The 25,093-nt window shown below is 32.1% G+C and carries 28 protein-coding genes; 17 read left to right on the forward strand and 11 right to left on the reverse strand.

Annotated features, from left to right (window positions below; all coding sequences use genetic code 11):
* The first annotated feature begins 4 nt into the window (after positions 1-4).
* From GGR97_RS13895 to GGR97_RS13945, 11 genes are all read left to right on the forward strand, one after another.
* The gene (locus tag GGR97_RS13895) at positions 5-1,237 is read left to right on the forward strand and encodes an HD domain-containing protein (protein ID WP_167899138.1); all 1,233 of its coding nucleotides are present in this window, start codon (positions 5-7) and stop codon (positions 1,235-1,237) included.
* 30 nt (positions 1,238-1,267) lie between these two features.
* Positions 1,268-2,272, forward strand: coding sequence for a UDP-3-O-(3-hydroxymyristoyl)glucosamine N-acyltransferase (gene lpxD, locus GGR97_RS13900; RefSeq protein ID WP_167899139.1), 1,005 nt, complete (start codon positions 1,268-1,270; stop codon positions 2,270-2,272).
* A 23-nt stretch (positions 2,273-2,295) separates the two neighbouring features.
* On the forward strand, positions 2,296-3,684 hold the full coding sequence (locus GGR97_RS13905) for a bifunctional UDP-3-O-[3-hydroxymyristoyl] N-acetylglucosamine deacetylase/3-hydroxyacyl-ACP dehydratase (protein WP_167899140.1): 1,389 nt from the start codon (positions 2,296-2,298) through the stop codon (positions 3,682-3,684).
* A 4-nt stretch (positions 3,685-3,688) separates the two neighbouring features.
* A complete protein-coding gene (gene lpxA / locus GGR97_RS13910) occupies positions 3,689-4,471 on the forward strand; it encodes an acyl-ACP--UDP-N-acetylglucosamine O-acyltransferase (protein WP_167899141.1) in 783 nt (260 codons plus the stop codon).
* 16 nt (positions 4,472-4,487) lie between these two features.
* Positions 4,488-5,054, forward strand: a complete 567-nt coding sequence (efp, locus tag GGR97_RS13915) for an elongation factor P (RefSeq protein WP_167899142.1) — start codon at positions 4,488-4,490, stop codon at positions 5,052-5,054.
* Positions 5,055-5,226: 172 nt separating this feature from the next.
* Positions 5,227-6,111 carry a succinate--CoA ligase subunit alpha gene (sucD, locus tag GGR97_RS13920; protein WP_167899143.1) on the forward strand — a complete coding sequence of 295 codons (885 nt, stop codon included), beginning with the start codon at positions 5,227-5,229 and terminating at the stop codon, positions 6,109-6,111.
* A gap of 23 nt (positions 6,112-6,134) precedes the next feature.
* The gene (gene fabG / locus GGR97_RS13925; protein ID WP_167899144.1) at positions 6,135-6,884 is read left to right on the forward strand and encodes a 3-oxoacyl-[acyl-carrier-protein] reductase; all 750 of its coding nucleotides are present in this window, start codon (positions 6,135-6,137) and stop codon (positions 6,882-6,884) included.
* 83 nt (positions 6,885-6,967) lie between these two features.
* Entirely contained in the window at positions 6,968-7,546 is a 579-nt protein-coding gene (locus tag GGR97_RS13930; RefSeq protein WP_167899145.1) for an NUDIX domain-containing protein, read from the forward strand.
* 43 nt (positions 7,547-7,589) lie between these two features.
* A complete protein-coding gene (locus GGR97_RS13935; protein WP_167899146.1) occupies positions 7,590-8,054 on the forward strand; it encodes a MaoC family dehydratase in 465 nt (154 codons plus the stop codon).
* Between the two features lie 3 nt (positions 8,055-8,057).
* Positions 8,058-8,330 carry a hypothetical protein gene (locus GGR97_RS13940; RefSeq protein ID WP_167899147.1) on the forward strand — a complete coding sequence of 91 codons (273 nt, stop codon included), beginning with the start codon at positions 8,058-8,060 and terminating at the stop codon, positions 8,328-8,330.
* A 1-nt stretch (position 8,331) separates the two neighbouring features.
* Positions 8,332-9,162, forward strand: coding sequence for a prohibitin family protein (locus GGR97_RS13945; protein WP_167899148.1), 831 nt, complete (start codon positions 8,332-8,334; stop codon positions 9,160-9,162).
* A 77-nt stretch (positions 9,163-9,239) separates the two neighbouring features.
* Here GGR97_RS13945 and GGR97_RS13950 read toward each other — a convergent pair whose 3' ends face one another.
* Positions 9,240-9,899 carry a hypothetical protein gene (locus GGR97_RS13950; RefSeq protein ID WP_167899149.1) on the reverse strand — a complete coding sequence of 220 codons (660 nt, stop codon included), beginning with the start codon at positions 9,897-9,899 and terminating at the stop codon, positions 9,240-9,242.
* A 148-nt stretch (positions 9,900-10,047) separates the two neighbouring features.
* Between GGR97_RS13950 and GGR97_RS13955 the strand changes: the two genes are divergently transcribed.
* From GGR97_RS13955 to GGR97_RS13970, 4 genes are all read left to right on the forward strand, one after another.
* Positions 10,048-11,364, forward strand: a complete 1,317-nt coding sequence (locus tag GGR97_RS13955; protein WP_167899150.1) for an aspartate kinase — start codon at positions 10,048-10,050, stop codon at positions 11,362-11,364.
* A gap of 89 nt (positions 11,365-11,453) precedes the next feature.
* On the forward strand, positions 11,454-11,615 hold the full coding sequence (locus GGR97_RS13960) for a hypothetical protein (protein ID WP_167899151.1): 162 nt from the start codon (positions 11,454-11,456) through the stop codon (positions 11,613-11,615).
* 107 nt (positions 11,616-11,722) lie between these two features.
* Positions 11,723-12,697, forward strand: a complete 975-nt coding sequence (locus GGR97_RS13965) for an aminoglycoside phosphotransferase family protein (RefSeq protein WP_167899152.1) — start codon at positions 11,723-11,725, stop codon at positions 12,695-12,697.
* 1 nt (position 12,698) lies between these two features.
* Positions 12,699-13,535, forward strand: a complete 837-nt coding sequence (locus GGR97_RS13970) for a 3'(2'),5'-bisphosphate nucleotidase CysQ family protein (protein WP_167899153.1) — start codon at positions 12,699-12,701, stop codon at positions 13,533-13,535.
* Positions 13,536-13,543: 8 nt separating this feature from the next.
* Here GGR97_RS13970 and GGR97_RS13975 read toward each other — a convergent pair whose 3' ends face one another.
* From GGR97_RS13975 to GGR97_RS13995, 5 genes are read right to left on the reverse strand one after another with little or no spacing between them, the layout of a single operon-like run.
* A complete protein-coding gene (locus GGR97_RS13975; protein WP_209272390.1) occupies positions 13,544-14,314 on the reverse strand; it encodes a peptidylprolyl isomerase in 771 nt (256 codons plus the stop codon).
* Complete coding sequence (locus tag GGR97_RS13980) at positions 14,307-15,206, reverse strand: Ppx/GppA phosphatase family protein (protein ID WP_167899155.1); 900 nt, start codon at positions 15,204-15,206, stop codon at positions 14,307-14,309. Before GGR97_RS13980 ends, GGR97_RS13975 begins: the two co-directional genes overlap by 8 nt.
* Positions 15,207-15,238: 32 nt before the next feature.
* Positions 15,239-15,730: a SixA phosphatase family protein gene (locus GGR97_RS13985; protein ID WP_167899156.1), complete on the reverse strand. Its 492-nt coding sequence runs from the start codon at positions 15,728-15,730 to the stop codon at positions 15,239-15,241.
* Positions 15,731-15,749: 19 nt separating this feature from the next.
* Positions 15,750-16,397, reverse strand: coding sequence for a pyridoxamine 5'-phosphate oxidase (gene pdxH / locus GGR97_RS13990; RefSeq protein WP_167899157.1), 648 nt, complete (start codon positions 16,395-16,397; stop codon positions 15,750-15,752).
* Entirely contained in the window at positions 16,390-17,853 is a 1,464-nt protein-coding gene (locus GGR97_RS13995; protein ID WP_167899158.1) for a sodium:solute symporter, read from the reverse strand. The genes pdxH and GGR97_RS13995 overlap by 8 nt, the downstream gene beginning before the upstream one ends.
* A gap of 76 nt (positions 17,854-17,929) precedes the next feature.
* On the opposite strand from GGR97_RS13995, the gene recR reads away from it, so the two are divergent.
* Positions 17,930-18,547, forward strand: a complete 618-nt coding sequence (gene recR / locus GGR97_RS14000) for a recombination mediator RecR (protein ID WP_167899159.1) — start codon at positions 17,930-17,932, stop codon at positions 18,545-18,547.
* Between the two features lie 57 nt (positions 18,548-18,604).
* Here the strand turns inward: recR and GGR97_RS14005 are convergent, their stop codons facing one another.
* From GGR97_RS14005 to GGR97_RS14025, 5 genes are all read right to left on the reverse strand, one after another.
* Positions 18,605-19,240: a bifunctional 4-hydroxy-2-oxoglutarate aldolase/2-dehydro-3-deoxy-phosphogluconate aldolase gene (locus GGR97_RS14005; protein WP_167899160.1), complete on the reverse strand. Its 636-nt coding sequence runs from the start codon at positions 19,238-19,240 to the stop codon at positions 18,605-18,607.
* Positions 19,233-20,174, reverse strand: a complete 942-nt coding sequence (locus GGR97_RS14010; protein ID WP_167899161.1) for a 2-dehydro-3-deoxygalactonokinase — start codon at positions 20,172-20,174, stop codon at positions 19,233-19,235. Before GGR97_RS14010 ends, GGR97_RS14005 begins: the two co-directional genes overlap by 8 nt.
* A gap of 3 nt (positions 20,175-20,177) precedes the next feature.
* Positions 20,178-21,620: an aldehyde dehydrogenase family protein gene (locus GGR97_RS14015; protein WP_167899162.1), complete on the reverse strand. Its 1,443-nt coding sequence runs from the start codon at positions 21,618-21,620 to the stop codon at positions 20,178-20,180.
* Between the two features lie 5 nt (positions 21,621-21,625).
* The gene (locus tag GGR97_RS14020; protein ID WP_167899163.1) at positions 21,626-22,780 is read right to left on the reverse strand and encodes a mandelate racemase/muconate lactonizing enzyme family protein; all 1,155 of its coding nucleotides are present in this window, start codon (positions 22,778-22,780) and stop codon (positions 21,626-21,628) included.
* Between the two features lie 65 nt (positions 22,781-22,845).
* Complete coding sequence (locus GGR97_RS14025) at positions 22,846-23,871, reverse strand: L-rhamnose/proton symporter RhaT (protein WP_167899164.1); 1,026 nt, start codon at positions 23,869-23,871, stop codon at positions 22,846-22,848.
* Between the two features lie 281 nt (positions 23,872-24,152).
* On the opposite strand from GGR97_RS14025, the gene GGR97_RS14030 reads away from it, so the two are divergent.
* Positions 24,153-25,019 (forward strand): AraC family transcriptional regulator, encoded by an 867-nt coding sequence (locus GGR97_RS14030; RefSeq protein ID WP_167899165.1) that lies wholly within the window; start codon positions 24,153-24,155, stop codon positions 25,017-25,019.
* Positions 25,020-25,093: the final 74 nt, after the last annotated feature.

The raw sequence follows: 25,093 nt of genomic DNA on the forward strand, positions 1-25,093 counted from the left end.
AAAATTGAAAAGCTTGTCCAATAAAGTTAAGATTATAAACGATCCCATCTATGGGTTTATTACAATTCCGAACAAATTAATTTTCGATTTAATAGAACACCCTTATTTCCAGCGCTTAAGAAGAATTACCCAAATGGGAATGTCTAACTTAGTGTATCCAGGAGCGCATCACACACGTTTTCATCATGCAGTTGGTTGTATGCATTTAATGCAAAAAGCCATTTCTGTATTGCAAAACAAGGGAATAGAAATTTCTGAAAAGGAGAAAAATTCGGTTTGCATTGCTATTTTATTGCACGATATTGGTCACGGACCCTATTCACATGCTTTAGAACATAGTATTGTAGAAGGAGTTAGTCACGAAACTATTTCGTTAATTTTTATGAAAGCTCTAAATAAAGAGTTTAAAGGAAAATTAGATTTAGCCATTGAGATTTTTGAAGGCAAATACAAAAGAAAATTCCTAAATCAATTAGTATCTAGTCAGTTAGATGTTGATAGAATGGACTACCTAAAACGTGATAGTTTTTACACAGGAGTTGCCGAAGGAAATATAAGTTCTGAACGTTTAATAGATATGTTAAACGTGGTAGATGATAAGTTGGTAGTAGAAGAAAAAGGAATTTACTCTGTAGAAAAATTTATAGTAGGTCGTAGATTAATGTACTGGCAAGTTTATTTGCATAAGGCAGGAGTTGTGGCCGAAAAAATGTTGGTAAATTTATTAGCTAGGGCTAAATATTTGGCAAGTCAAGGAGTAGAGTTGCCATCTAGTAAAGCTTTACATTATTTTTTATATAAAGAAATAGATGCCAATTTTGATAGTGAAACCCTTAAAATATTTTCTAGATTAGACGATTATGATATTTTATCAGCCATAAAAGATTGGATTAGTCACGATGATAAAGTATTATCACTATTATCAGAAATGATAATTAACAGAAAATTATTAAAAGTTCAATTAAGTAACCAACCTTTTAAAGATGAATATATTGCTTTGGTTAGAAACAATATGGAACAAAACGGATGGACCCAAGAAGAGATGAAATATTTCTTTATTCTTGATACTATTAGTAATCAAGCATATAACGATACAGAAAGCAAAATATATTTATATTATAAAAATGGTCAAATTGTAGATATTGTAGAAGCATCCGACCAATTAAACATTCAAGCTTTAACAAAGCCTGTTGTAAAACACTTTCTTTGTTATCCTAAAGGCATCAAAATGGCCTAAATAGATTTTAATTTTATATTTTTGCGGATAATGGAATTTAAAGCAACACAGATAGCTGAAATTTTAGGAGGAGAAATCGTAGGAGATTCATCAGCTACAGTTTCTACTTTGTCTAAAATAGAAGAAGGAGAAAAAGGGTCTATGACTTTTTTATCAAATCCTAAGTATACACAATATATTTATTCAACAAACGCATCGGTCGTTATTGTCAATAAATCGTTTGAAGCCACTAAAGAAATTAAAGCAACTTTAATTAAAGTAGAAGATGCTTATCAGGCTTTTACTCAGATTTTAGAATTCTATAACGAATATAAAAATCAAAAGTCAGGTATAGAATCTCCGGTAAGTATATCGGATACCGCAACTTTGGGAGAAGATTTGTATATTGGAGCTTTTGCCTATATTGGAGCAAATGTAACTATTGGTAACAATGTAAAAGTATATCCAGGATGTTACATTGGAGACAATGTAACAATAAAAGAGAATACTACTTTGTATGCAGGCGTTAAAATTTATGCTGATTGTGAAATAGGAAGTCATTGTAAAATACATGCAGGAGCTGTTATTGGAGCCGATGGATTTGGTTTTGCACCTACCAGTAGTGGTACATATACAACAATTCCACAAATAGGAAATGTAATTATTCAAGATAATGTAGATATAGGAGCTAACACTACTATTGATAGAGCAACTATGGGATCTACCATTATAAAACAAGGAACTAAGTTAGATAACTTAATTCAAATTGGTCATAACGTGGTTGTAGGAGAAAATACTGTAATTGCTGGACAAACAGCAATAGCAGGTTCTAGTACTATTGGTGATTATTGTATGATAGGAGGACAAGTAGGAATTGCTGGACATATTAAGATTGGTAAAAATGTTAAAGTCTCAGCAAAATCAGGAGTTACTAAAAACACAAAAGACAATGTTGTGTTAAGAGGTATTCCTGCTATGGACTACAGTGATTATAATAAATCATATGTGTATTTTAAGAGATTACCCCAAATTGTAGAAGAGTTAAAAAATAAATAAAAAGCTTTTAAAAAAGTAAAAGGATGCTAAAACAAAAAACAATCCAAAAAGAAGTAACATTAACGGGTATAGGTTTACATACAGGTAAAAATGTTACCATGGTATTTAAACCAGCTCCAGAAAACTACGGATATGCGTTTGTGCGTGTAGATTTAGAAGGAAATCCAACTATTGAAGCAAAAGTAGAATATGTTACCGAAACAGAAAGAGGTACTAATTTAGAAAAAAAAGGAGTTAGTATTAATACGTCAGAACATGTTTTGGCTGCTGCAGTAGGATTGCAAATAGATAACTTAATTATTGAAATTGATGCATCTGAACCTCCAATAATGGATGGTTCTTCTAAATTTTTTATAGAAGCATTAGAATCTGCTGGTATTGCAGAACAAAATGCTCCTGTAGAAGAATATATTGTAAAAGAAGTAGTTTCTTATAAAGATGAAGCAACAGGTAGTGAAATTATTTTAATGCCTGCTGATGAGTATCAAATAACTACTATGGTAGATTTTGGAACTCAAATTTTAGGAACCCAAAATGCTACTTTAGATAGTATTGCAAAGTTTAAAGAAGAAATTTCTGCAGCAAGAACCTTTAGTTTTTTACATGAATTAGAAATGTTGTTAGAACACAATCTTATTAAAGGAGGTGATTTAAACAATGCTATTGTTTATGTTGATAAAGAAATATCTGCTGAGACTTTAGAAAGATTAAAAAAAGCATTTGGAAAAGACGAAATTAAAGTAACTCCAAATGGAATTTTAGATAACCTAGAATTGCACTGGGCTAACGAAGCTGCAAAGCATAAGTTATTAGATGTTATTGGAGATTTAGCATTAGTAGGAACTCGTATTAGAGGAAAAGTAATAGCTAACAAACCAGGACATAAAATAAACACCTTATTTGCAAAACGTTTGGCAAACATCATTAAGCAAGAAAAACGCAAAAGTGTTCCTACTTACGATTTAAACCAACCGCCTTTAATGGATATCAACCAAATTATGAAGTTGTTACCACACAGACCACCATTCTTGTTAATAGACAGAATTTTGGACTTAGGTGATGATTTTGTAGTAGGAATGAAAAACGTATCTATGAACGAGCCTTTCTTTGTAGGACATTTTCCAGAAGCACCTGTAATGCCTGGAGTTTTACAAGTAGAAGCTATGGCTCAATGTGGAGGTATTTTAGTGTTAAGCACCGTTCCAGATCCAGAAAATTACTTAACCTATTTCATGAAAATGGACAATGTTAAGTTTAAGCAAAAAGTATTACCTGGAGATACATTAATATTTAAGGCAGAATTAATTTCGCCTATTAGAAGAGGAATATGTCATATGAGATCTGTTGGTTATGCTAACGGAAGAATAGTAGTAGAGGCTGAATTAATGGCTCAAATAGCAAGAAAAAAATAAAAGGATGAATCAACCATTAGCATATGTGCACCCAGGGGCAAAAATAGCTCGTAATGTTGTTATTGAACCATTTACAACCATTCATAACAATGTAAAAATAGGTTCAGGAACATGGATAGGGTCTAATGTAACTATTATGGAAGGAGCTGTAATTGGAGAAAATTGTAAAATTTTTCCTGGAGCAGTAATATCTGCAATGCCACAAGATTTAAAATACGACGGAGAGGAAACATCTACTATTATTGGTAACAATGTTACTATTAGAGAGTGTGTAACCATTAACCGTGGTACTACAGATAGAATGAAAACCGTAATTGGAGACAATTGTTTAATTATGGCCTACTGTCACGTAGCTCATGATTGTATTGTTGGAGACAATTGTATTTTTTCTAACGGAAGTACTTTAGCAGGACATGCAAACGTAGGAAACAATGTTATTTTAGCAGGTATGACTGCAATTCATCAGTTTTGTTCTATTGGAGACCATGCTTTTGTAACCGGTGGTTCTTTGGTAAGAAAAGATGTTCCTCCGTTTGTAAAAGCAGCAAGAGAGCCTTTATCTTATGTAGGAATAAATTCTGTAGGATTAAGAAGAAGAGGTTTTTCTACAGATAAAATTAGAGAGATTCAAAACATATATAGAATCTTATTCCAAAGTACTTATAATAATACGCAAGCAATTCGAATTATTGAAGCTGAAATGGAAGCAACAAGTGAAAGAGATGATATCATTAAATTCATCCAAAATTCACAAAGAGGAATCATGAAAGGATATTTTAGTAATTAAGAATAAAAAATTATAGATGGCAACAACATCAGATATTAGAAACGGATTGTGTATTGTATACAATAGCGATACTTACAAAGTAGTAGAGTTTCAACACGTAAAGCCAGGAAAAGGACCTGCATTTGTAAGAACTAAATTAAAAAGTTTAACATCAGGTAAAGTAATTGATAATACTTTTTCTGCTGGACACAAAATAGACGAAGTAAGAGTAGAAACTAGAAAGTACCAGTATTTATATGCAGAAGGTGATACTTTTAACTTTATGAATACAGATGATTACAACCAAATCACTTTGGAAAGATCAGCTTTAGATGCTCCAGATTTATTAAAAGAAGGAGAAATAGTTACTATTATTGTACGGTCTGAAGATGAAATGCCATTATCGGTAGATATGCCTCAATCTGTAATTTTAGAAGTTACTTACACAGAGCCAGGTATTAAAGGAAATACAGCTACAAATGCAACCAAACCTGCAACGGTAGAAACAGGAGCATCTGTAAACGTACCCTTGTTTATTAATGAAGGAGACAAAATTAAAATTGAAACTGCAAAAGGAACTTATCAAGAAAGAATTAAGTCTTAAAGTATTGCAATTAAATAAATTGTAAAAGCCCAAAACAAAATATCGTTTTGGGCTTTTGTTATAAAATTAGCACAGTTTTACAATTCTGTGATAAAAAAAATAAAAGAAGATATATTGTAAACAAATATTTATATTTGTTCGCAACGAATTTTCAATAAAAAAATAAAATTAAATGAGTGTTTTAGTAAATAAGGATTCTAAAATTATAGTTCAAGGATTTACTGGGAGTGAAGGAACTTTCCATGCTTCTCAAATGATTGAATACGGAACAAACATCGTAGGTGGAGTTACTCCAGGAAAAGGAGGACAAGAACACTTAGGTAAACCTGTTTTTAACACTGTACAAGATGCAGTTGTAAAAGCTGGAGCCGATACTACTATTATTTTTGTACCACCAGCATTTGCTGCGGATGCAATTATGGAAGCTGCAGAAGCAGGTATTAAAGTAATTATTTGTATTACTGAAGGTATTCCTGTAGCAGACATGGTAAAAGTAAAAGGATACTTAGAAGGAAAAGAAGCTCGTTTAATAGGACCTAACTGTCCAGGAGTTATTACTCCAGGAGAAGCTAAGGTTGGTATTATGCCAGGTTTTATTTTTAAGAAAGGTAATGTTGGTATTGTTTCAAAATCAGGAACGTTAACTTACGAAGCTGCTGACCAAGTTGTAAAACAAGGTTACGGTATTACAACAGCAATTGGTATTGGTGGAGATCCAATTATTGGAACTACAACTAAAGAAGCTGTTGAAATGTTAATGAATGACCCAGAAACAGAAGCAATTGTAATGATTGGTGAAATTGGAGGTCAGTTAGAGGCTGAAGCTGCAAGATGGGTAAAAGCTGATGGTAACAGAAAACCAGTTGTAGGATTTATTGCTGGACAAACTGCACCTGCAGGACGTACTATGGGACATGCTGGAGCTATTGTAAGTGGTGAAGGAGAATCTGCACAAGCTAAAATGGAAATATTAGCAGAAAACGGAATTCACGTTGTTGCATCACCTGCAAAAATTGGAGAAGCTATTGCTAGCGTATTGGCTAAAGTAGCTCAATAAGAATACTAGAAAGAAACTATTTTATGGGATTATTAGAAAATAAAACAGCAATTATTACCGGAGCGACTAGAGGAATTGGTAAAGGAATTGCTTTAGAATTTGCAAAGCAAGGTGCTAATGTTGCTTTTACTTATAGTTCATCTGTAGAGGCTGCAAATGCTTTAGAAGCAGAATTAGCTGCTATGGGAGTAAAAGCAAAAGGATATCAATCTAACGCTGCAGATTTTGATGCTGCTCAAGCTCTAGCTGCAGACGTATTAAAAGAATTTGGTACTATTGATGTGTTAATCAACAATGCAGGAATTACCAAAGACAATTTATTAATGCGTATTTCAGAAGATGATTTTGATAAAGTAATTGAGGTAAACTTAAAATCGGTATTTAACTTAACCAAAGCTGTTATTCGTCCTATGATGAAACAAAGAGCTGGATCTATTATTAACATGAGTTCTGTAGTAGGAGTTCAAGGAAATGCAGGTCAAACTAATTATGCTGCTTCTAAAGCAGGAATGTTAGGGTTTAGTAAATCGGTAGCTTTAGAATTAGGATCAAGAAACATTCGTTGTAATTCAATAGCTCCAGGGTTTATTGAAACTGAAATGACAGCTAAGTTAGATGAAGCTGTTGTAGATGGATGGAGACAAGCTATTCCTTTAAAAAGAGGAGGTCAACCAGAAGATATTGCAAATGCATGTGTGTTTTTAGCTTCTGATATGTCTGCATATATTACAGGGCAAACATTAAATGTTGATGGTGGTATGATTACTGCTTAATACAAATAAAATAATAATTTTTAAACTGCCCTAAAGCATTGACTTTAGGGCAGTTTTTTTATATTTATACAAACCTATTTTACATGACTATTTCTGACGTTAAAGAGAAAATTTTAGCAAATACATGGAAACCTTTAAAGTTGTTTTCTTACCAATACAAACGATCTGATGGTAACGTAGTAAAACAAGTAAGAGAAGTTTACGATAAAGGTGATGGAGCAGCAGTTTTTATGTACAATAAAACCACAAAAAAAGTGCTGTTAACTCAGCAGTTTAGAATGCCAGCTTATATTAATGGATTACCAGGTGGAATAGTTACAGAAGTTCCTGCAGGAATGTTAGATAAAGACGATCCAGAAACATGTATTATAAGAGAAATAGAAGAAGAAACAGGTTATAAAGTACCCAGTGTTACTAAAGTAAGAGACTGTTTTATGACTCCAGGTGCGGTTACCGAAATAACTCATATGTTTATTGCTGAATACAATGAATCTATGAAAGTTTCCAAAGGGGGGGGATTAGAAAATGAACAAGAAGACATTCTTGTTTTTGAGATGAGTTTTGATGAAGTTAAAAGAAGCGTAGAAAACAATGAAATTAAAGATGCAAAAACATTAATTTTGTTACAATATGCATGGATTCATAATTTATTAAACGATTAAACACAATTAATAACGTAAATTACAACTAAAATAAAGGATTATAATGGAGAAAGTAATAATCAATAGCTTTGAAGATTTTAAAGCTTATGAAGGTAAAGAGATTGGTGTTTCTGATTATTTAGAAATTCCACAAGACAGAATCAATCAATTTGCAGATGCAACATTGGATCATCAATGGATTCATTGCGATGCTGAAAAAGCAAAAGATGGTCCTTTTGGAACTCCTATAGCTCATGGTTATTTAACACTTTCTTTAATGCCCTATTTATGGGAGCAAATAATAGAAGTAAACAACAGTAAAATGTTGGTGAACTATGGTATTGAAAAATTAAGGTTTAACAAACCAGTTACGGTTAATAGCAAGGTTAGATTAAGAACTAAATTAAAATCTATAGAGAATTTAAGAGGTATTTCTAAAGCCGTATTATCTATTAATATAGAAATAGAAGGAGAACGCAAAACAGCTTTAGATGCTGATATTGTATTCTTATATCACTTTGTAAACTAAGAAATGCATACTACAGAAGAAGTAAAACAGTTAGTGCAACAAAACATTCATCAAATTAAAATTAGTGAATTTGTAGCAGAAGGAGGGTGGCCAAATATAGATGCTATAGATGTTGCTATTTTTAGTCAAGTAGAAGAAAATGAGCTAGAAACAATTAGTTTGCATATTTTGTATACTGTAGACAAAGCAGGTTGTTGTTTTATACCCGGAGGAGAAGAACAGAAGAGATTGCCTAAAGTAGTAACAATCTTTAATAATAGCGTTAAAATTTTATAAAATGAATAACAATCAAAGTTTGAATATCCCTAAAGGACTTCCATTAATTATTATCATTGCAGTTGTAGTGATTGTATTTATTTCCAAATCGGCTTTAACCATAGATTCTGGTAAAGCAGGAGTTTTGTACAAAACTTTTGATGGTGGTGTAGTTACCGATGAGCCAGCTTTAGGAGAAGGATTTCATTTAATAGCTCCTTGGAATAAGGTGATTGTTTATGAAGTTCGTCAACAAGAATTATTCGAAAAAATGAAGGTTTTATCTTCTAACGGATTGGATATTATATTAGAAGTAACTGCTTGGTATTTACCTCAAAAAGATAAAATAGGTAGATTACATCAGCAAAAAGGTCAAAGTTATTTAGAATCGGTTATTAAGCCTTCTTTAAGATCTGCAGCACGTTCTGTAGTAGGTAGGTATACCCCTGAACAAATTTATTCTAGTAAAAGAGATGTAATTCAGGAAGAAATTTTTGCAGAAACTAAAAAGATTTTAGATGATCAGTTTATTCAGTTAAATGATGTTTTGGTGAGAGATGTAACGTTGCCTCCAACAATTAAAACAGCCATTGAAAACAAATTAAAACAAGAGCAAGAGTTTTTAGAATATGAGTTTAGATTAGAAAAAGCTCATAAAGAAGCGGAACGTCAAAAAATTGATGCAGAAGGAAAAGCTATTGCGAACAAAATTTTAAGTGAATCTTTAACTGATAAAATTTTAATGGAAAAAGGAATTGAAGCTACTAAAGAGTTAAGTAGTTCTCCAAATGCCAAAGTAATTGTAATAGGTTCTGGTAAAGCAGGATTGCCTATTATATTAGGAAATCAATAAGATAAACCACATAGTTAAAAAAGCCTTCACTAATTTAGTGAAGGCTTTTTTTTTGTTAAAATTATAAAAAAAGAAACTTAATTCTTTTTCATATCTATTAAAATAGAAAAGGTTTTGTTAATGTCTTCTTCCTTAACTACAATAGTAATTTCGTGTGTGGTAGATATAATTTCTTGTACAGGAATATCTGCCCAAGCTAATTGTTTTAAAATAAAATAATAAATTCCAGATTGCTGAGAATTGGACTTTGGCAACTTAATGGTAATAGAAGCTAATTCTTTAGAAGAAGATAATAATTGCTCCGTTTTAAAAATTTGAGTAACCTTATCGTGTAATTTTTTACTGGTGATTAAATTCGTCTCAAAAATACCTTGGGAAATGGTAAAGAAATAGTCTTTGTCTTCACCAAATTCATGAATCAAATCTGAAATACATTTTAACAACGTTGGAGTGTTTTTAAATGTAAAATTTCCTAGGTCAGAACGCACAATAAAATCACCTAAAGTAAGGGTTATTTTCTTGATGTTCTTCCTTATTTTTAAAATACTGGACGGAGATAGTCTGTTGATAGCCATCATGATAGCTCCAGATTTTACATCTTTATTTAAATCTTTTTCAACGTCTGGCTGAATCACTCTAGCCAAAGATGAAACGTTGATTAATTTGTCATTTAAAGCCTCTTCTAAGAAAGGTGTTTTTCTAATAATTCCCTCTACAGATTCTTGTATGGTTTTCATACGTGTTCAAATTTTAACAATTCGTATTAAGATGTAAAGATATTATTATTTTTTTGTTCAAATAAGACATTTGTGAAACCTTTGCATTTTTATTGCAAATATTTTTTTTTGGATAAAAATTAAATAACTGAAACTAGAAACAACTATTATGAAAGTATTAAAATTTGGAGGTACTTCTGTTGGGAGCCCAAAGAGTATAAGGGAAGTGGCTAACATTGTTAGAAATGTTGAGGGGAAAAAGACAGTGGTCTTATCTGCAATGTCTGGGACTACAAATTCATTACACGAAGTTGCCGATCATATCATCAATTATAGAGAAGAGGAAGCAAATGACTTAATTAACGATTTAATTGCTAAATACGTTGATGTAGTAAATGAGTTGTTATCAGAAAAAGCGAATCAAGATGAAGCAATTGCTTTGGTTTCTGATCGTTTTGAGTTTATTAGAGAACATATTGGTATTGAAATTCCATCTTCTCAAATAGAAAAAAATATTGTGGCACAAGGAGAAGTTTTATCAACTAACTTGTTCAATTTTCATTTAAAAGAAGTTGGAGCTAGCGCATTGTTAGTATCTGCTTTTGATTTTATGGCTATTGATGAAGCTAACGAACCTGTAATTTCTAAAATTACAGAAGAGTATGGTAAAATTGTTGCTGCTAACCCAACTACAGAAATTTTTGTAACACAAGGGTATGTTTGTAACAGCCACACTGGTAAAATAGACAACTTAAAAAGAGGGGGATCTGACTATTCTGCTTCTTTAATTGGTGCTGCTATTGTTGCTGAAGAAATTCAAATTTGGACAGATATTGATGGAATGCACAATAACGATCCTCGTTTTGTAGAGAACACCTTTTCTTTAAAAGAAATTTCTTTTGATGAGGCAGCAGAGTTGGCTTATTTTGGAGCTAAAATTTTACATCCGCAATCTGTAATACCTGCACGCAAAGCTAATGTGCCTGTATTGTTAAAAAACACATTTGAGCCAGATGCACCAGGAACAATTATTAAAAATTGTAAAGTACCAAGCGGAGTAAGAGCTATTGCAGCCAAAGATGGTATTACAGCAATAAAGATTAAGTCTTTCCGTATGTTAATGGCTTACGGTTTCTTAAAAGGGGTATTTGAGGTGTTTGAGAAGTATAAAACTTCTATAGATATGATTACCACATCAGAAGTTGCAGTTTCTGTTACTATTGATGATATTACTCATTTAAACGAAATTGTTGCAGAGTTACAAGAGATTGGTTCTGTTGACGTAGATACTGATTTAAGTATTGTTTGTTTGGCAGGAGATTTTTCTGAGCAAAACGCGGGTTCTAGCACAGCTATTTTTAGCAGTTTGTCTAACATTCCTATTCGTATGATTTCTTATGGAGGTTCTAATTACAACGTTTCGTTGGTAATTAATACAGAGAATAAGAAAGAAGCATTAGTAGCGTTAAATAATGGTTTATTTTAGTAGATAATTATTTTTAATTTGAGGTGTTCAAATCAAAAAATAGTTTTATTTTTGCAATTATAAAACACGAACAAAAGATTTAAGATAAAATGGATATTTCACAATTCTCAGGATTTTTAGCATTCTTATTTGTATTTACAGCTGGATTTTGGTTGTTAATTTTCTTATTAACATTTGTAGTTCCTTATTGGATTACAGGAACTATTATAGAAAACATCAAATTAAAAGCAGAAGCTAAAAAGAATAAATAGTAAAATATTTCATTCAACAATATAAAAGCCTAGTAGAAAAATTCTACTAGGCTTTTTTTATGGTGCCTCCATTGCCTTTTGTATCTTTATTTTATTAGAATAGAACTATGAACTTACAGTTTACTCAAACCTTACTTAGTAGTACTAAAGCTAGCAATGCTCTGGAATTAGAAGTAATTCAAACCTTGTGGAGTGGTTATGGTAAAATTGTACGTTATCAACTTTTAGATAGTCCTATTGAGCAAGCAGTTGTTAAATGGGTACAGTTGCCTAAGCAACAAAAACATCCTAGAGGGTGGAATACCAATTTGTCACACAGGAGAAAAGTAAAATCGTATCAGGTAGAAACTAACTTTTACAAAACCTATGCAAGTCGGTGTGATGCATCTTGTAGAATTCCCCAACTATATGCTTTTGATACTTATAAGGATGATGTTTTATTAGTTTTAGAAGATCTAGACTTGGCAGGTTTTTCTGCTAGGGTTCATTCTGTTTCTTGGCATCATATAAATGCATGTGTACAATGGTTGGCAAATTTTCATGCTACATTTTTACAGCAACAACCTAAAGAATTGTGGCAGGTAGGAACATATTGGCACTTAGAAACCAGGCCCGAGGAACTAGCCGTTTTAGATGATAAGGCTTTAAAGAAAGTTGCTGCTAAAATTGATGAAAAATTAAACAACGCTAGGTACACAACTTTTGTACATGGAGATGCTAAATTGGCTAATTTTTGTTTTTCAGAAGATGGTGTAAAAGTAGCTGCTGTGGATTTTCAATATGTTGGTGGTGGTTGTGGAATGAAAGATCTAGCTTATTTTATGGGAAGTTGTTTGTCTGAAGAAGATTGTAGAGAATATGAGCCAGAAATTTTAGATTTATATTTTAACTGTTTAGAAAAAGCAATACTAGTTAAAAAGATAGCAGTTGATTTTAAGGAAGTAGAAAAAGAATGGAGAAGTTTGTTCCCTGTAGCATGGACAGATTTTCATCGATTTTTAAAAGGATGGAGTCCTTCTCATTGGAAAATTAATAGTTACAGTGAGCAAGTAGCACAACAAGTAATTAAAGCATTAAAATAATATGGAATTAAGCATACAAGATTTAGAAGCGTTACGAGTAATTGCTAAAAAAGCAGCTCTAAAAGCAGGAGCACATGTAATAGCTTGTTTTGGAACCGATTTTAAAATAGGAAGTAAAAATAAAGGAGGAAGTTTGGCCGCAGATGTTGTAACAGAGGTTGATCTTAAATCTCAAGAAATTATTTTTTCTAGCTTACAAGAAAGTATTAATAAGTACGATTTAGGTTGGTTAGGAGAAGAATCGGAAGATGATAGAAGTAGATTGACAAAAGATTATTTTTGGACCGTAGATCCTATTGATGGAACTCTACCGTTTACTAAAAAAACTCCAGGCTTTGCTGTGGCTATAGGTTTGGTAGCTAAAAATGGTGAAGCCGTTGTAGGGGTGGCTTATGATCCTTATCACAATCATTTATACGATGCAGTCAAAGGAGGTCAGGCATATAAAGACGGAGAAGTTTTTAGCATTCAATACCATAAAAATAAAGGGTTAACTTTTTATAGCGATTTAAGTTTTGTTTCCTCAGGATCACATCAATATTTGGTACAATCTTTAGAAAGAATTTCTTTAGAAAAATACAATGCACCTTTGGAGGTTGTAACGCATCAAGGAGCTATTATTAATGCTATGTGTGTGTTAGAAAATGCTCCGGCAGTTTACATAAAACCACATAGGGACAAACAAGGAGGAGGTTGTGCCTGGGATTTTGCAGCAAGTGTTTGTATTGCCGAGGCAGTAGGTTGTACTCCTACAGATTATTTTGGAAATAAAATAAATTTAAACAAAGAGGAAAATACCTATATGAACAACGAAGGAATTAAATACGAAGTTTGGTAATATTGGGTTTATCCTAAAATTTCAAACTCAATATTTACATCCACCTCTGGCCATTCAGAATGTCCGTCTAGTTTTACGTTAATAATTTTATCAATGACATCAAAACCTTTGGTTACTTGTCCAAAAACCGTATGTTCACCATCTAAATGACTACAATCTAAATCTGTTTGTATGATAAAAAACTCAAAAGGGTTTGATTTTTTACCAGGGTTATTTACCCATCTTCTGGCAGCAGACAAAGCACCACGTTTGTGAGTAATACCCTCTCTAAATTCAGGAGGAAGTTTGTAATTGTTTAGTTGAATGCGATAAGTATCTACAATTGTTTTTTCTGACCAACCTCCTTGAATAATAAAGTCTTTTACAATTCTATGAAAACAGGTTTTATTGTAGTAACCATTTTTAATTAAATAAAGAAAACTAGCTCTGTGTAACGGGGTTTCTTTGTAAAGAGTAATGTGTATGTTCCCAAGTCTAGTTTTTAACAAAAGCTTGGTTTCAGGATTTTTTCTTCCATAATCTAAAAAAAAGCTTTTTACATTTTTATGATTGATAATATCATTAACTAAAAGCTTTTTTTTAGGAATTTGAGCTAATAAAGAATCTTTAATTTCTTGTAGCGTAGGCTTTTTAGGCTCTTTTTTTAGGGAACTTTTTTGTATTGTTTTTACTACAGCCTGTTTTTTTTCTGTTTTTGATTTTTTGGTGTCCGAAGAACAGTTACAGATCAAAAAAGAAATACACAAAACTTTTAGTAGCGCATAGATCTGTTTATTCAATAATACCAGCATATAAACTTTTTACAATTCCGTCTGACAATCCAATTTTAGGAACATAAATGCGTTTTGCATTGGACCATTTCATGGCAGATAAGTATATTTTTGTAGCGGGTATAATTACATCGGCTCTATCTTGATTTAAATTTAATTCAGAGATACGTTCATCGTAGCTCATGGTTTTTAAATACTTGTAATTGGCTTTCATGTAAATAAAAGATAGGGGAGAGCCATCTGTTCTACCAGACATTTTGTAAATTTTGTTAATGTTACCACCAGATCCAATTAAAGAAATATTTTTAATGTCTTCGGTGTGTTTTTTAACCCATTCTTTCATTTCATCCCACTCGTCTTTTAAATTGTCTTTTTGGTTCAGCATTCTTACTGTCCCCATTTTAAAAGATTTAGATCTGTCTATTTTCCCTTTTTTGTAAATCGTCATTTCTGTACTACCCCCACCTACATCAACATATAAGTAAGATTTACTACTGTCTAGTAATTCCCCTAAATCTGTAGTAGCAATAATTTTAGCTTCTATTTTACCGTCAATAATATCTATTTTAACACCGGTCTTTTTTAAAATTCTATCAATAACATAGTCTCCGTTAGAAGCATCTCTCATAGCAGAGGTTGCACAGGCTTTGTATTTAACAACTCCATGAACACTCATTAACAATTGAAAAGCATTCATAGCATCCGTTAGTCTAATAATTTTCTTTTCAGAAATTTCACCAGAAACAAAAGTGTCTTCTCCCAAACGAATTGGAACACGGATTAATGCTGCTTTCTTAAATTTTACACTTGTATTGTCTTCCTTTTCTATAACATCCATAATTAGTAATCTAACTGCGTTAGAACCTATATCAATGGCTGCGTATTTTTGAATTTTAATCAAGATAATATGGTTTTAATTATACTAGAGTTTCTTTATTTTTTATGATGTCTTGGAAATTCTTTTAAAATTGTTTTTCCCGGTTTCACATTTTTCCAATGCTCTGTGTCAAACTGAATTCCAATAACTCCACAGGTAGGTACATGGGCAATAGGTTCGCTTCCAAAAGAATTTACAAAATCGTTAATTCCGTGGTCGTGACTAAAAACAATGGCAGAGTCATAAGCATCATCTAGTGCTCTAATTGTTTTTACCAAGTATCCATCACTAAAGCTATACAAAGATTTGTTAATTTTCAAGTTTGCCATAGGAAAACCTAGTACATTACAAAAAATAATTCCTGTATGTAATGCTCTGTTGGCACAGCTAGCAATAAAAGTATCTGGCTTAGCTATTTTTTTCTTTAAAGCTTTTGCAACAATATAGGCATCTTTAATACCTCTTTTCTTTAATGGCCTATCGATGTCCTCTATCCCTTCATATTCCCATGAAGATTTTGCATGTCTTACGATATATATTGTTTTCATAATTTTTTAAGTACAGGGGTTAAGGGGCTAATCTTTCAATTTTCCACTCAAAATTTTCTAATAAAGTATATCTTATTCTGTCGTGCATTCTGTTAGGTCTACCTTGCCAAAATTCAATAGAAATGGGTTTTATTATATAACCACCCCAATGTTCTGGTCTAGGAATTTCTTTTCCTTTAAATTTTTGCGTGTAGTTTTCTAATTGTTGATTTAATTCTTCTTTAGAGGCAACTACTTGGCTTTGGTTAGATGCCCACGCACCTAATTTACTACCATCGGGTCTAGTATCAAAATATCCATCAGATAAATTTGACTGTATTTTCTCAGCTTTTCCTTTAATGATCACTTGTTTTTCTTGATGCTCCCAAAAAAAGGAAGCACAAACATTTGGATTGTTGGCTATGGCTCTTCCTTTTTCGCTATTATAATTGGTGTAAAATATAAATCCTTCCCAAGTAAAACGCTTTAATAAAACAATTCTGTTTTTAGGAAATCCATCCAATCCTATGCTAGCAATGTTCATGGCATTGGTTTCTAAGCCTGTTTCGGCTTCTTCTACCTCGTAAAACCACTTCTGAAAAAGCTCTATAGGGGCTTCAGGAATTGCTGTTTCTAACAATTCTCCCTTTTGATAGGTTTTTCTATAGTTACTTAAATCCTTATTCATGTTTGTCTTTAATCATATAAAGTCCTAGGTATGTGATGATTCCGTTAATTAATAATAATTCGTAACCAAACTGAAATCCGTTAAACAAACTAGCACTGTATTCATTTATAAAATAACTAAAAATAATAGCAATAATGGCTATAAATAATACCCATTTATCTTTAATGTTATGTTTGGTAAAAATACCAAAAGAAAACAACCCTAATAAGGGACCATAGGTAAAAGAAGCTACTTTTAAAAGATTGCTAATTACGTTGTCACTTAATATGTATTTAAAAGAAATAATAGTTAAAATTAAAACCAAAGACATATAAATATGGGTTTGCTTTCTAATTTTTTCTTGCTCTTTTTTTGCTTTGGTTTCAATTTTTAGAAAATCAATACAAAAAGAAGTGGTTAATGATGTTAAAGCGCTGTCGGCACTAGAGTAGGCAGCTGCAATTAATCCCAATACAAATAAAATAGAGGCTCCTATTCCCAAACCTCCGTTTAAGGCAATTTCTGGGAATAACAAATCGGTTTTAGCTTTACCATCTACTACGGGAATGCTAATGTTTTCTTTTTGAGCGTAGGTAAATAGCAAAGCTCCTAATATTAGAAATAGAAAGTTAATAATTATAAGAGATGGAGCTAAAGACATCATGTTCCATTGTGCTTCTTTAGAATTTTTACAAGCTAAGTTTTTTTGCATCATGTCCTGATCTAAACCTGTCATGGCAATGGCAATAAAAGCACCTCCTAAAACAGATTTTAACCAATAGTTTTTGGTGTTAACATCATCTGTAAAAAATATTTTCCCATAATTACTGTATTCTTGAGAGCTTATAAAATCAAAAAGATTGGTGTTTAGTTTTTCTAACAACAAGTACCCAATTACAATTAAGGCGGTTAGCATAAAAAGGGTTTGTAGCGTATCTGTCCATATAATGGTTTTAATTCCTCCTTTAAAAGTGTAAATCCAAATAAGCAATACAGAAAAAACAACGGTAAATTCAAAACGAATGTTCCATGCATCAAAAATAAAATATTGTAAAACAATGGCTACCAAGTACAATCTAAACGATGCTCCAAGGACTCTAGAAACTAAAAAAGAAGCAGCTCCAACTTTGTGACTATTGGTTCCAAAACGTTGCTCTAAATAGCCGTAGATGGAAGTAATGTTGTATTTGTAGTAAAGGGGAAGTAAAATGTAGGAAATAACTACATATCCTAAAAAATAACCAAAAACTACTTGCATGTAACTAAATTGGCTAGTAGCTACCCAACCCGGAACGGAAATAAAAGTTACCCCAGATAAAGAAGCTCCAATCATTCCAAAAGCGACTACGTACCAAGGTGCTTTTTTGTTGGCTTTAAAAAAAGTATCGTTGTTGTTTTCTTTTCCTGTTATTACAGATATTGCATATAATACAATAAAATAAATTCCGATAATTAAAGCAATGGTAGTAGGTGTCATTTAGTGTATTTAATATGACTACAAATTAAATATTTTTTTTATTCTATTCCCGCTATATATGTACATTTGTGGACTTATGGATTTTTCATCAAAACTTTTAGAAAGTGCCGTTAACGAAGTGTCTCAATTACCAGGAATTGGTAAGAGAACTGCTTTGCGTTTGGTACTGCATTTATTAAGACAGCCTAAAGAGCAAACAGCGTATTTAACCCGTGCGTTAGATAATTTGGTTACAGAAATTAAGTTGTGCGAAAATTGTCATAACATATCTGATGTAGAGCTTTGTGAAATATGCTCTAGTCATAAAAGAGACGAAACGACTATTTGTGTGGTAGAAGATGTGCGTGATGTAATGGCTATTGAAAATACAGCTCAGTTTCAGGGAATGTATCATGTGTTAGGAGGTAAAATTTCTCCTATGGAAGGAATTGGTCCTAACAATTTAAAAATAGAAAGTTTAGTAGAAAAAGTAAAAAGTGGAAAAGTAAAAGAATTGGTTTTTGCTTTAAGTTCTACTATGGAAGGGGATACAACCAATTTTTATATTTACAAACAAGTAAAAGATTTAGATGTAAAAATATCTGCCATTGCCAGAGGAATTTCTGTAGGTGATGAATTGGAATATGCAGATGAGGTTACTTTAGGAAGAAGTATTTTAAATAGAATTCCTTTTGAAAACAGTTTAAGACAATAAAAAAATCCTCTTTAGTACTTACTAAAGAGGATTTTTTTAATCTTAAGATTTAAGAAGTTATATTTTTGTTGCTTTTTTAATGGCATCAAAATGTACTTTTAAAGCTACTTTATCACCAGAAGCAATAATATTCTTATCAAATAAAGAACCACCCATTCCACAACCAACAACACCCACTTTAAAAAAGTCTGCAATGTTGTTTTTATCAACACCACCTGTAGGTAATAATTTAATGGTGTTTAAAGGTCCTAAAATATCTTTAATGTATTTGGTTCCCAACTGTGTTGCCGGAAAAATTTTAACAGCACTAGCTCCTAAAGACCAAGCTTTGTAAATTTCGGTAGGAGTATAGGCTCCTGGAAAAACAGGGATTTTATGTGCTACACAGTAACTAATTACGTCTTCATCAATTACAGGAGTTACAATAAATTGAGATCCTGCATCTAAAGCACGTTTTAAATCATCCATATTGCAAACCGTACCTGCTCCAACATTTAAGGTTGGGTATTCTTTAGCTAAAGTAGCAATAGATGCTTCTGCATTTTCAGAATTCATAGTAATTTCTACTGTGTAAAAACCACTATCTATATAAACAGGTATAATCTCTTTTATTTGCTCCATAGAAAACCCTCTCATAATTCCTACAACAGGAGTTTCGTTATATTTTTCCCAAGAAAATGTTGATTTAGACATGTGCTGCTATTATTTTTTTGTGTCCTATTAATAAAGCTTTGTCAATCCTATCTGCATCAAAACAAATAACTGTTTGATGTGTTTGATCCAAAGCCAATTTGTATAATTCGTATAAAATGCCTGTAGTGGCAATGTACACTTGTTGATGAGTGTTTTTTAAATACGCTAGTTCTCCGCCAATTAACAAACCAGATAAAAAGTAAAAGTTTTCTTCTTTGGTTTTGTTTTGTAATAAATCATTTGCTCTGATGGAGAATAAAGAAGAAAGGTGTTGGTTTTCTAATCCTTTATTAACTCCTTCTATAAATGCAGGTTCCAATTCTTTGCTCCAATCTGTTTTAATGATAGAATTTGTTAAAAGTGTGTTTTTACGAATCACATCAAACAATTCACCTGTCATATGGGTAGTAAAAGAAGTGAAAACACCATTTTTAAAAGTGATGTGCTTGCTGTGTGTTCCTGGCAATAGTAACACACCCTCTTTATCTGTTGGAATGTGTTTAGACAATCCAATGGCTTGGATTTCTTCACCTCTCATAACATCTGCAGTAGTTTTAGCTCCCGATACTAAAATAAGCTCCAATCCATTTTCTGATATTGTTTTGCTAAGTAAATTAGCTCCATTAAAATGAATAGGCATGTCTACATAAGGCAGTTCAACCATACCAATACTAGAAGTAGCCATTCCAGAAGCAACAATAATTGGTGTTGCCCCTGTAAATTTTAAGGCTTTAATTTCAGTTTTTAGATAATTAGCAAAGTAGGATGTTTGCGTTTCTGCTTGATGACTTTCTGTATACTGTTGATGTAGTTTTTTTACACCCACATTTGTACTATGTTCAGCTATTACTTCTAAAGTAGAGGTGTTTACTAAACGCAATCTAAAATTAGAGGTTCCCCAATCGCAACTAATAAATGTTTTTGGTAAAGACATAGGTTATAATTGTACGCTAATTCTTTTTCTGATTAAATAATCTTCTAAGGCAAATTCAGAACAATCTACACCAATACCACTATTTTTAATTCCACCATGTGGCAAGTAGATATCGTATTTTACACCGTTTATTTGTACCTCTCCAAAAGCTAATTTTTGAGAGAAATAAGTTTGTGTTTCTTTGTTTTCTGTAAATACATACGATGCCAATCCAGCATCTGTATTATTGGCCAATTCTAATACTTCTTCTTTAGAGGTAAAAGGAACAATTAAAGCAACAGGTCCAAAAATTTCGTGCTCTAAAACTTCTGATTTTGGATTACTTAATTTAATAGCTGTAGGTTCAAAGAAATATCCAGGCTTGTCAATTGCTTTTCCTCCTGTAATAATTTTACCTCCTTCGGAAACAGCTTGGTTTACAATATTCTGAACTCTAGTAACCGAAACTTTATTTGCCAAAGGTCCCATGTCTGGTTTTTGTTCTTTTCCAAAACCTACAGAAGTAGCTTCAAATTTAGCTTTCATTCCAGCTATAAACTGATCTATTACCGCTTCATGTACATAAAATCTATTTGGAGCTACACAAATTTGACCTGTGTTTGCTGTTTTTAAAATAGAACCAATGTTAATGGCATTTTCTAGGTTGGCATCTTCACAAACAATAAAAGGTGCGTTTCCTCCACATTCCATACTATATTGTTTGATAGAGGTTTTGCTACTTTGTTCAATTAGTTTTTGAGCAGTTTTGGTAGAGCCAATCATAGTAATTAATTGTGGAATAGTGCTTTCACACAAAGGAATTCCTACGTTTTCTAAATCTCCACAAATAACATTTATAACACCTTTAGGAAAGTTAATCTGTTCACAAATTTCTCCAATTAAATAGGCAGAAATAGGAGAGAATTCAGAAGGTTTTAAAATAATACTACATCCGGCAGCTAGGGCAGGACCTAATTTAAATCCAAGGTTTAACAAAGGAAAATTATAAGCCAAAAATGCAACAGCAACACCTAAAGGTTGTTTAATAACTGTATGCGTATGTGTACCTTCTTTATCTTTTATATCTAAATCTTGTACTTTTAGAATTTCTTCTGCATAGTACTGTAATGAATTGGTAATGCTTGTAACATCCTCTTCAGAACCTTCCCAAGTTTTTCCCATTTCAAAAACAATAGCTTCACGTAGGTCGTTTGCTCTTTCTAAAATAGCATCTCTAAGTTTGTGCATCCAAGAAACTCTTTCAGAAACTGGTATTTGAGACCAATATTCAAATCCTTTTTGAGCTGCATCTAAAGTACGTAAAGTATCTTCTTTAGTAGCCCAACTAATGGTTGCAATAGCTTGTTCTGTTCCTGGACAAACTACTTCAAAAGTACTGTTGTTTGTTGCAGAAACTAATTGTCCATCAACGTATAAATCTTTATGTCCAAATAATAAATTACTCATAAGGCTTATTTTATAAAAATTTTGGTATTGGCTTGGCAAGAATATTTTTGCAAAGCATCTTCATCAATATCTACTCCTAATCCCGGATTGGTAGGGACTGTTAATACACCATTTTTAATAATTAAACTGTGTTTAACTACTTCATCTCTTAACGGATTTTCTGTTCTGTCTAATTCCATAACAGGTTTGTCTGAATACATTCTTCCTGGATTTTTGTCTAAGTTAGCAACTAAATGCACAGCTGCACTAATAGCAATCCAAGTTCCCCAAGTATGTGGTACTACATCTTTAGAATAGGTTTGAGCTAGAGAGGTAATTCTTTTTACTTCTGTAAAACCTCCTGTAGCACAAATATCTGGTTGTGCAATGTCTACACAATCGTTGTCAAATAATCTTTTAAATCCGTGTTTTAAATATTCACACTCACCACCTGCAATAGGAATAGAGGTTCTAGAGCGTAATTTTCTATATCCGTCATAATCTTCAGGAGATACGGGTTCTTCAAACCAAGATATATTATATTTTTCTACGTTTAATGCTAGTTCTAAAGCTTCTTTATAAGAATAAGCGTGGTTGGCATCAATCATTAGTTTAACATCATCTCCAATAGCTTCTCTTACTGCTTTTACATAAAGAGTATCTTGTTCAATACCTAATCCAACTTTCATTTTAATAGCTTTAAAACCTTCGGCTTTGTAACCTAAAGCTTCATCTACTAATTTTTTTTCTAAGTTTTCACATCTCTCAAAATACAATCCTGTTGCATACGGATGAATTTCAGGGTTTTTTACTCCTCCTAAAAGAACAGAAACAGGTTGATTTAAAATTTTACCTTTTAAATCCCAAAGCGCAACGTCAATAGCACTTACTGCTGCTTGAAAAACTCCACTTCTACCAAAATCTAAAGATCGCAAGTACATTTCTTGCCAAATACATTCATTTTCTAATGCATTTTTTCCAACAATAAAAGGTCTAAAGAATTCAATTCCTGCTTTAATAACATCTGCAGGACCATAACCTTCTCCCCATCCATAAGTACCATCTTCTAAGGTAATTTTTACCAAACATATTTTTCTAGTATCATATTGCCATTGCGAAAAATAAAATGGCTCGTCTAGTTTACTAGTTAGTACGTAGGGTGTAATTTCTTTAATAATCATAATAATGACTTTTTGTATATGTACGCATGATGAACTTTATCAGTACGCTTAAGTTAATTTCTTGCTTATAAAGTATTAGAGTACGCTAATACACAAGTAGCGATAATGATAATTCCAATTCCTAACAATAGTATTTGAAAAGGTTTAGCTACATTTTTCCATTCTCCAGATCTGTATGCCCAAATGTTACTGATGATTAATGAAATCCCCAACATCATTGGCCAAGCAATCATAGTTCCTATATCTCCCATTAAAGCAACTCCTTGTCCGTAAGTTCCTAGAGCAGCAAACCATAATAATCCTGCAATTACAGACCATTTTAAGGCTTTCCCCATTTCTGGAGTTTTAAAAGAATTGAATGATTTGTTTTTGATTAATAAGAATAAAGAGTATCCTAAATTCATAACATAGGCACCTGCTAAAACAACTACCCAACGAGCTAGTGCTGTGTTTCTTTGTAAAGCACCTGCTTTTTCTGCAATTTTTCCAATTTCAGAAGTGTTGTCAAAACCAACGGCTAACATGGCAGATAAAATTCCACTAGCAGAAGCTATTAACAATCCTGTTTTAAAGTCTTTTCCTTTTTTAATACCTTCTATTTCTCCACCTTGTTCTGCTAAAAGTTTATCTCTTTTTAAACCAGCAATGGTTACTACAATTACGGCAATGGCTAACAATACCAATCCAATTAATAAATATGGAACACTCGCAGGGTTTAAAGAATCGTATTTTAAAAACATAGGAATTAAAGCACCTACAATAGAACAAAGCCCCATTACAATTCCGTAGGTTAAAGACATTCCAATATATCCTACAGAAACTCCAAACATAATTCCTCCAATACCCCATCCAAAACCAAGTGCAGCACCAGACCAAATTTCGTTACTAGGAGCCTGAGCAATCACATCAAATAAATTGGGTACCACTAACAGAGCCCATATTAAAGGAAAAATAACCATGGCCACTGTTGCGTGAACAATCCACCAAGCTTCCCATTTTAAAGGAGCTATGTATTTCATTCCTAAACCAAAGCTTCCTTGAAATAAACTAGCAAATAAGATTAATGCTATTGCAATTAAATATGTGTCCATAGTTTTAAATATTAATTTTTTAAAATAGTTGTTAGTAAAGTGAACTTTTAGCAAGTCCGTTATTTTTAAAATAGTACTTTTTTTACAGTAAAGAATGTGTTGTAGTATTCTATTGATAAGTATTATTTGTGTTTCTGAAAACAAATTTCGTTAATAATTATCCAATAAATTAACAACAGTTTACCAAAACAAGTACCTTATTGACATATCATCAAATTAGCAGTCTTTTTTTGATAAAATATGTTATTTTTATAGTTCATAAATAAAACAACGTATTAAAATTGAAGATTTTACAAAAAAAAATCACACCCTCTAACAAAAGTTTTTCGGTGTATAAGAATACCAAACCTTATTTGGATGAGTCTTGGCACTTGCATCAAGAGCTAGAACTTATCTATATAATAGAAGGTACGGGTACTTGTTTTATAGGGGACAATGTTCACGAATTTTCTTCGGGTGAATTGGCTTTAATAGGTTCTAATATGCCACACTTATGGAGAAACTCAGAAGATTATCATAAAGACATTACTTTAAAAGCTGAGGTAATCATATTGCATTTTAACGAAGATTTTTTAGGAAAAGAGTTTTTTGAGAAAAATGAAATGGTTTTAATGAAAAACCTAATCAGTAAAGCAAACAACGGAATTGCTTTTTTAGACGAAAAGGTTAAAGCCTATGTTGCTAGTGAATTAGAAAGACTAATTAGTTTAACAGGTTTTAAAAGTATACAGTGTATGCTTAATATATTAGATGCATTATCGTGCACTAAAGATGTAAAGGAATTTGCAAGTAACGGATATACAGAAAAGGTATATGTAAAAGATTCTCAACGCTTAGAAAAAGTATATCAATATGTATTGTCTAATTTAAGTAGAGAGATTCATTTAGATGAGGTCGCAGAAATTGCTCACTTGGGAGTTTCTCCGTTTTGTAGATTTTTTAAGAAAAGAATGCATAAAACTTTTTCTCAATTTTTAAACGAGGTTCGAGTAGGGTATGCTTGCAAACTATTAATAGAAAATAAATTATCTATTTCTGAAGTTACTTATAGTTGTGGATACAATTCACAAACTAATTTTAACAGACAGTTTAAAAAAATAAAAGGTATTAATCCTAAAGCCTACCAAAAAATGTATTTAGATAACTAAATCATAGCACACACTTATTAATGTTTAAAAGTTCTGTTATATGTAATAGAACAGTATTACTGCACCGTAAATTA

It is taken from the genome of Wenyingzhuangia aestuarii, from assembly GCF_011927765.1.
Lineage (GTDB): Bacteria > Bacteroidota > Bacteroidia > Flavobacteriales > Flavobacteriaceae > Wenyingzhuangia > Wenyingzhuangia aestuarii.